The following is an 8,088-nucleotide window of genomic DNA, read 5'->3' as shown; positions in this document are numbered from 1 at the left end:
GGGCGAACTGGTGCAGGCCGTGGCCGCCTTCCGGATCGGGACGGACACGGCGGGCCGTGCCCAGCGCCTGGGCTGGACGGCCTGATGGCCGAGCGGCAAGGGCCGCTCAGTGCGCTTGCGACAAGGCCCGGCTGATGTGGTGCCGCTTCACTGTCGGCTTGGGCACCTTGTGCGGCAGGTGCTCGAACCAGCGGCGCACGTCGTCCTCGACGCACAGGCCGTGCATGTAGTTGTAGATGGCCTTGCGCAGGCCCTGGCCCAAGGCATCGTGGTCGGTGCCGGTGGGGTCGATGAAGCCGATGTCGTTCTTGGCAAAGCTCACCGGCGGCAGCGGGATCAACTCGATGCCGAAGGCCGCCGGGTCCAGGCCCACGGGGGAGTGCACGGTGCAGGCGAAGCGGTGGAAAAAGCCGCTCTGTATGCAGCCGTTCTCGAACAGTTGGCGCACGTACTCGAGCGCGTCCACCGTGTCCTGCAGCGTCTGCGTGGGAAAGCCGTACATCAGGTAGGCATGGACCAGGATGCCGGCGTCTGAAAAGCCCTTGGTCACCCGCGCCACCTGCTCGACCGACACGCCTTTTTTCATCAGGGTGAGCAGCCGGTCGCTGGCCACTTCCAGGCCGCCGCTCATGGCGATGCAGCCGCTTTGCGCGAGCAGCTCGGCCAGGTCGGGCGTGAAGGTTTTCTCGAAGCGGATGTTGCCCCACCACGAGATCTGGAGGTCGCGCCGGATCAGCTCCTGGGCCAGGGCTTTCAAGGCCTTGGGCGGCGCGGCTTCGTCGACGAAGTGAAAGCCGGTCTGGCCGGTCTCTTCCACGATCTGCTGGATGCGGTCGGCCAGCTTGCCGGCGGTGGCGGTCTCGTAGCGGCCGATGTAGTCCAGGCTCACATCGCAGAAGCTGCACTTCTTCCAGTAGCAGCCGTGGGCCACGGTGAGCTTGTTCCATCGCCCGTCGCTCCACAGGCGGTGCATGGGGTTGAGCATGTCCAGCAGGCTCAGGTAGCGGTCCAGCGGCAGGCCGTCCCAGGTGGGCGTGCCCACGTCCTCGAAGGGGATCTCGGGCTCGGCCAGGTTCACGTACTGCACCGCGCCGTCGGTGTTGCGCAAGAAGGTGCGCTGCAGGCGCTGGCGCCCGCGCTGGCCCCGCAGGTGTTCGATCAGCGAGAGCACCGGGCGCTCGCCCGCGTCCAGCGTCACGTGGTCGACAAAGTCGAACACACGCGGGTCGGACAGCTCGCGCAGTTCGGTGTTGACGAAGCCGCCGCCCAGGGCGATGGCGATGGAAGGGTCGTGGGCCTTGATGGCCTGGGCGATGCGAAAGGCCGCGTAGACCGAACCGGGGAAGGGCACGGACAGCAGCACCAGTTGTGGCCGATGTTTCTTGACGGCGGCGAGGGTCAGCTCGCGCAGCAGGTCGTCCACCAGCGTGGGGGGCGCGGCCAACGCCTGGGCCAGGGGGGCGAAGCTGGGCTGGCTGGCGGCCAGTGATTCGGCGTAGCGCACGAACTCGAAGCGTTCGTCCACCGCGTCGCGCAGCACGTCGGCCAGGTCGTTGAGGTAGAGGGTGCACAGGTGGCGCGCCTTGTCCTGCACGCCCAGGGCGCCAAAGGCCCAGGCCAGCGGGTCGCCGCTGCCGTCGTCGATGTAGGCGTCCAGCGCGGCAAAACGCGGGCCTTCGGGCAGCAGGCCGCGCGCGGCAATGCGGTGGGCCAGTGTCGAGTCGCGCCCTTGCAGGTAGGCGATGGCGGGGTTGATGGTGGCGCGGTGCTGGGCGAATTGGTCCAGGAATGCGAACACGCTGGCCGAGCGCTCGGCCTCCGGCACGGCCAGCGCCCGATCGCGCACGGCATCCAGCCCGGTGGGCGTGAACAGCTTCAGCACCAGGGCCAGCGCCAGGTCTTCCTGCACCGCACCGATGCCGCGCGAACGCAGAAATCCGGTGAGGTAGGCGGTGGACGGGTAGGGCGTGTTGAGCTGCGTCATCGGTGGGATGAGGCTCAGCACGCGGAAATCGGTGGTCATGCGCGCGTGGGGAGAAAGCGAAGTCGCAAGCTTAGCCCAGCAGCGATCCACCCGTACAGCCCGAAGAAGCGCAGCCTCTGGCTGTGCTGCGGCCTGCAAGGCACGCCGCAGGCGGCACGGGGGGGGTCAACACTCCACAATATTGACGGCCAGGCCGCCGCGCGCGGTTTCCTTGTACTTGGTCTTCATGTCGGCGCCGGTCTCGCGCATGGTCTTGATGACCTTGTCCAGGCTGACGAAGTGGGTGCCGTCGCCACGCAGCGCCATGCGGGCGGCGTTGATGGCCTTGACCGAGGCGATGGCGTTGCGCTCGATGCAGGGGATCTGCACCAGGCCGCCCACCGGGTCGCAGGTCAGGCCCAGGTGGTGTTCCATGCCGATCTCGGCGGCGTTCTCCACCTGCTCGGGGGTACCGCCCATGACCGCACACAGCGCCGCGGCCGCCATGGAGCAGGCCACGCCGACCTCGCCCTGGCAGCCCACCTCGGCGCCGCTGATGCTGGCGTTTTCCTTGTAGAGGATGCCGATGGCGGCGGCCGTCAGCAGGAAGTCGACCACGCCCTCGTCGGTCGCACCCGGCACAAACCGCCGGTAGTAGTGCAGCACCGCCGGCACGATGCCGGCCGCGCCGTTGGTGGGCGCGGTGACCACGCGGCCACCGGCGGCGTTTTCCTCGTTGACCGCCAGGGCGTAGAGGTTGACCCAGTCGAGCACCTGCAGCGGGTCCATCAGGGCTTTTTCAGGATTCGACACCAAATCCTGGAACAGCTGCGGCGCGCGGCGTTTGACCTTGAAGCCGCCCGGCAGCACCCCTTCGGTCTGGCAGCCGCGCACGACACAGGCCTGCATCACCTGCCAGATTTGCAGCAGACCGTCGCGCACGTCGCTGTCGCTGCGCCAATGGGCTTCGTTGGCGCGCATCACGCCGGCGATGGACAGGCCGTGCTCGCGGCAGCGTTGCAGCAACTCGTCGCCCGAACGGAAGGGAATCGGCAGGGCGGTGGTGTCGGGCGCGATGCTTTTCTGGCGACTGCCATCGGCCGCCACGGCTTCGCTGATCACAAAGCCGCCGCCCACCGAGTAGTAGACCCGCTCGGCGAGCAGCCCGCCCGCCGCGTCCCAGGCCTGCAGGCGCATGCCGTTGGCGTGGAAGGGCAGGGGCTGGCGGAAGAAGGACAGGTCCTCGCGTTCGTTCCAGGCGATCTCGTGCTGGCCCAGCAGGGTGATGCGACTGTCCTGCCGGATGGTGGCGATGGTCGACGCCACCGCCTCGATGGGCACCGTCTCCGGCTCCAGCCCACACAGACCCAACAGCACCGCCTTGTCGCTGCCGTGGCCCTTGCCGGTGGCGCCCAGCGAGCCGTGCAGCCCGCAGTGCAGCCGGGCCACCCGCGCCAGCAGTTCTTGCGTTTGCAAGCCCAGCACGAACAGCCGCGCCGCCCGCATGGGCCCCACGGTGTGCGAGCTGCTGGGGCCGATGCCGATCTTGAAGAGGTCGAAGGCGGAGATGGCCATGGGGGCTCCGTGGGTGTCAGACAGCAGGGGCGGGCAGCACGACGCGGGTCGGGCGCCGGTTGGCCTCCCACTGTGCCACGTGATCGGTGAGCTGGTGCGCCGTGATGGCCGACAGCGTCCAGCCCAGGTGGCCGTGGCCGGTGTTGTAGAACACGTTGGCGCGGCGGCCCGCACCCACGCGCGGCAGCATGTCGGGCATCATGGGGCGCAGGCCGGCCCAGGGTTCCACGCGGCGGGTGCTCACGCCGGGGAAGCAGCGGTTGACCCAGTCCACCAGCGGGCGGATGCGGTCGGCGCGGATGTCGAGGTTGAAGCCGTTGAACTCGGCCGTGCCGGCGACGCGGAAGCGGTCGGCCCCGAGGCGGCTGGTGACCAGCTTGGTTTCGTCGTCGAGCAGGCTCACCTGCGGCGCCGCGGCCTGGCTCTGGGCATCGCCCATCATCACGGTGATGGAGTAGCCCTTGACCGGGTAGACGTTGAGGCGGTCGCCGAGCTGGGCGGCCAGCGCGCGGCTGTGCACGCCGGCACACACCACCACCGCATCACCGTGCACCACCTCGCCGCCGGCCAGCGTGACCTGGGCCGTCTCGCCGCTGCTCTGCACGCGCGCCACGGTCTGGCCCGTCAGCAGCTTCACGCCCAGGCGTTCGCAGGCCAGGCTCAGGCCGTGGGTGAACTTGTGGATGTCGCCGGTGCTGTCGCTTTCGGTGTAGTAGCCGCCAAAGTAGCTGCCCGCCAGCGTGGGTTCGATGGCGCGCATCTCGTCGGGGGTGACGGCGCGGCGTGGCAGGCCGCCTTCGGCCAGCAGCTTGGACACCTCGCCCGCGTGCTCGAAACCGGCCTTGTCGCGGTAGATGTGCAGGATGCCCTGCTGCTTGAGGTCGAAATCGATGCCCTCGGCCTGTGCCCAGCCGAACAGGTGCTCGCGCGCGGCGATGGCCAGGCGCGTGGTGGCCACCGTGTTGTCTCGGTACTTGGGGATGGCGGCGACGAATTCGGCGAACCAGGACAGTTTGTGCCAGCTGGGTTTGGGGTTGAGCAGGAGCGGCGCGTCGGCCTTGAGCATCCACTTCAGGCCTTTGACCAGGGTGGACGGGTGGGTCCAGACCTCGGCGTTGGAGGCCGAGAGCTGGCCGCCATTGGCGTGGCTGGTTTCCATGCCTGCGTAGCGGTGTTTTTCGATCAGGGTGACCTGGTGGCCCTGGCGGGCCAAGGCGTAGGCGCTGGTGACGCCGGTGATGCCGCCGCCGATGACGATGAGTTGTGCCATGGAAAATCTCGCTTTCAAAGCCGTCAAACAAAGGAAGGCACGGCCCACACACCACGTGTGGCCCATGACCCCCTCTGTTTGTGACCTGAGAGATTCACCCGGCCTCAAGGCCCTGGCTTGCTCCTGCGGTGGGCCGGGGGACGAATCCCGGCCGCTCTTCAGAGTTTTGTGCGCCTGATCGGTCCTTTGGCCTGAGAGTTTCCGGGGCGGTTGCTCCTTCGGCGCCGCGTCACCCGTGTGGGTGCGCGGTCTCTCCCGATCCTGCGTTGACCCTTGCGGGTCGGAAAAAATCAGTCGGCGTAGGCGTCCACCGGCACGCAGCTGCAGAACAGGTTGCGGTCGCCGTAGACGTTGTCGATGCGGCCCACCGGCGGCCAGTACTTGGCGTGTGCACGGCTCGATGCGCTGGCCGCGCCCACGTCGCGCGGGTAGGGCCGCGTCCACTCGGCCACCAGCAGGCTGTCGGCGGTGTGGGGGGCGTTCTTGAGCGGGTTGTTGTCCTGCGGCCAGACACCGTCCTCCACCTGCCGGATTTCCGCGCGGATGGCGATCATGGCGTCGATGAAACGGTCCAGCTCCTCCAGCGTCTCGCTTTCGGTCGGCTCCACCATCAGGGTGTTGGCCACCGGGAAGCTCAGCGTCGGTGCGTGGAAGCCGTAGTCCATCAGGCGCTTGGCCACGTCTTCGGCCATGACACCGCTGCTGTCCTTCAGGCCACGCAGGTCCAGGATGCACTCGTGGGCCACATGGCCGTTTTCGCTCGCGTACAGCGTGGGGTAGTGATCGGCCAGCCGCTGGCTGATGTAGTTGGCGCTCAGGATGGCGGCCTCGGTGGCGTGCTGCAGGCCCTCGGCGCCCATCATGCGGATGTACATCCACGAAATCGGCAGCACGGCCGCGTTGCCCAGCGGCGCGGCGGACACGGCGCCCACGCGCGTGCCTTCGTCGGCGGGCGTGCCACACACGCCGGCCGGTTCGGCACCGGCACGGTGGCCGGGCAGGAAGGGCACGAGGTCTTCCACCACACAGACCGGACCGACGCCGGGGCCGCCGCCGCCGTGGGGGATGCAGAAGGTCTTGTGCAGGTTGAGGTGGCTCACGTCGCCTCCGAACTCACCGGGCGCGGCCACGCCCACCAGGGCGTTCATGTTGGCGCCGTCCACGTAGACGCGGCCGCCGTGGGCATGGACGATCTCACACAGCTCTTTCACGCGGGTCTCGAACACACCGTGGGTGCTGGGGTAGGTGATCATCACGCAGGAAAGGTTGGCGCTGTGCTTCTCGCAGGCCGCGCGCAGGTCCTCGATGTCGACGTTGCCGTTGGCGTCGCACTGCGTCACCACCACCTGCAGGCCCACCATCTGGGCGCTGGCCGGGTTGGTGCCGTGGGCGCTGCTGGGGATCAGGCAGACCTTGCGGTGGCTCTCGCCGCGCGAGGCGTGCCAGGCCTGGATGGCCAGCAGGCCGGCGTATTCGCCCTGCGAGCCGGCGTTGGGCTGCAGGCTGATGCCCTTGTAGCCCGTGGCCTCGCACAGCCAGGCGCGCAGCTGCTCGTCGAGTTGCTGGTAGCCCTTGAGCTGATCGGTCGGTGCGAAGGGGTGGACACCCGCGAACTCGGGCCAGGTGATGGGAATCATCTCGCTGGTGGCGTTGAGCTTCATGGTGCAGGAGCCCAGCGGGATCATGCTGCGGTCCAGCGCCAGGTCCTTGTCGCTCAGCGCACGGATGTAGCGCAGCATGCCGGTCTCGCTGTGGTGGCTGTTGAAGACCGGGTGGGTGAGGAAGGCGCTGGCGCGGCGCAGGCTGGCGGGGATCAGCGATTCCACGCCGGCTTCGAAATCGGCCATCCGGGGCAGGGCCTGGCCTGCGGCGGCGAACACCGACCACAGCAGCTCGATGTCGGCGCGCGTGGTGGTTTCGTCCAGCGACATGGAGACGTACTGGCCCCAGCTCACGCGCAGGTTGGCGCGCTGTGCGCGGGCCCGGGCGGCCACCGCCTGCGCGGCGTCGTCGTCGGGCAGTTTCACCGTCAGGGTGTCGAAGGCGCTGTCGCTGGTCAGGCTGTGGCCCAGTGATTTGAGACCTTGCGCCAGCACGGCGGTGTAGGCGGCCACGCGCTGCGCGATGCGTTTGAGTCCGGCCGGCCCGTGGTAGACCGCGTACATGCTGGCCACCACGGCCGGCAGCACCTGGGCGGTGCAGATGTTGCTGGTGGCCTTCTCTCGGCGGATGTGTTGCTCGCGGGTCTGCAGCGCCAGGCGGTAGGCCGGGTTGCCGTGCACGTCCACGCTCACGCCCACCAGGCGCCCGGGCAGGGACCGCTTGAATTCGTCGCGGCAGGCCATGTAGGCGGCGTGGGGGCCGCCCGCGCCCATGGGCATGCCCAGTCGCTGGGTGGTGCCGACCACGATGTCGGCGTCGAACTCGCCCGGCGGCACCAGCAGGGTGAGCGCCAGCAGGTCGGCGGCGACGATGAAGGCGGCCTGCTTGCCGTGCACCGTGGCCACGCTGGCGCGCAGGTCGTCGATGCGGCCACTGGTGGACGGGTACTGGGCCAGCACGGCGAAATAGTCATCGCCGGCCAGGGCCTCGGCCCACTCATGTGCGGAGTTGACCAGCTTCACGCTCAGGCCCAGCGGCCGGGCGCGGGTCTGGACGACCTCGATGGTCTGTGCGTGGCAGTCGCCCGCCACCACGATCACGCTGCCCTTGGCCTTGACCGAGCGACGCGCCAGCGTCATGGCCTCGGCGGCGGCGGTGGCCTCGTCGAGCATGGAGGCGTTGGCGATGGCCATGCCGGTGAGGTCGGTGATCATGGTCTGGAAGTTGACCAAGGCCTCCATGCGGCCTTGCGAAATCTCGGCCTGGTAGGGCGTGTAGGCGGTGTACCAGGCGGGGTTTTCCAGGATGTTGCGCAGGATCACGCCCGGTGTGTGGGTGCCGTAGTAGCCCTGGCCAATGAAGCTCTTGAAGACCTGGTTCTGTTGCGCGATGGCCTTGAGTTCGGCCAGCGCCGCGGCTTCGGTGACGGCGGCCGGCAGCCGCATGGCGGTGGCGCGCGCGATGGAGCGCGGCACGATGCTTTCGATCAGCGCGCGGCGCGAGGCCTCGCCGATGACGGACAACATCATGGCCTCGTCCTCGGGCGAGACGCCGATGTGGCGGGCGGTGAACTCGCTGGGGTTTTCGAGGGCTTCGAGCGGCGGGGTGGCGGGCATCAGCATGGGGGGGCTCCAGAACAGTCGGCAAGCGGCGCTGCGCGGGGCAACGCCGCTCACCG

Annotated in this window: 4 protein-coding genes and 1 riboswitch; all 4 genes read right to left on the bottom strand. The window is 68.8% G+C overall.

Annotated elements, in window-relative coordinates; all coding sequences use genetic code 11:
- Nucleotides 1–106: 106 nt before the first annotated feature.
- Complete coding sequence (locus tag AAHB17_RS07385) at nucleotides 107–2,023, bottom strand: B12-binding domain-containing radical SAM protein (protein WP_342129888.1); 1,917 nt, start codon at nucleotides 2,021–2,023, stop codon at nucleotides 107–109.
- Nucleotides 2,024–2,149: 126 nt separating this feature from the next.
- On the bottom strand, nucleotides 2,150–3,538 hold the full coding sequence (locus AAHB17_RS07380) for an L-serine ammonia-lyase (RefSeq protein WP_342129887.1): 1,389 nt from the start codon (nucleotides 3,536–3,538) through the stop codon (nucleotides 2,150–2,152).
- A 16-nt stretch (nucleotides 3,539–3,554) separates the two neighbouring features.
- Nucleotides 3,555–4,808 carry a D-amino acid dehydrogenase gene (locus tag AAHB17_RS07375; RefSeq protein WP_342129886.1) on the bottom strand — a complete coding sequence of 418 codons (1,254 nt, stop codon included), beginning with the start codon at nucleotides 4,806–4,808 and terminating at the stop codon, nucleotides 3,555–3,557.
- A gap of 169 nt (nucleotides 4,809–4,977) precedes the next feature.
- A riboswitch (glycine riboswitch) is annotated at nucleotides 4,978–5,076 on the bottom strand.
- Nucleotides 5,077–5,098: 22 nt separating this feature from the next.
- The gene (gene gcvP, locus AAHB17_RS07370; protein ID WP_342129885.1) at nucleotides 5,099–8,032 is read right to left on the bottom strand and encodes an aminomethyl-transferring glycine dehydrogenase; all 2,934 of its coding nucleotides are present in this window, start codon (nucleotides 8,030–8,032) and stop codon (nucleotides 5,099–5,101) included.
- Between the last annotated feature and the right edge of the window lie 56 nt (nucleotides 8,033–8,088).

This window comes from Hydrogenophaga sp. OTU3427, from assembly GCF_038440225.1.
GTDB lineage: Bacteria > Pseudomonadota > Gammaproteobacteria > Burkholderiales > Burkholderiaceae_C > Hydrogenophaga.
The sequence above is the reverse complement of the archived record's forward strand: the minus strand, read 5'-3'. Positions and strand labels throughout refer to the sequence as shown.

Excerpts from the sequence above, each read along its gene's own strand:
- AAHB17_RS07375 (WP_342129886.1), bottom strand. The coding sequence starts at position 4,808 with ATGGCACAACTCATCGTCATCGGCGGCGGCATCACCGGCGTCACCAGC.
- AAHB17_RS07380 (WP_342129887.1), bottom strand. The coding sequence starts at position 3,538 with ATGGCCATCTCCGCCTTCGACCTCTTCAAGATCGGCATCGGCCCCAGC.
- AAHB17_RS07385 (WP_342129888.1), bottom strand. The coding sequence starts at position 2,023 with ATGACCACCGATTTCCGCGTGCTGAGCCTCATCCCACCGATGACGCAG.
- gcvP (WP_342129885.1), bottom strand. The coding sequence starts at position 8,032 with ATGCTGATGCCCGCCACCCCGCCGCTCGAAGCCCTCGAAAACCCCAGC.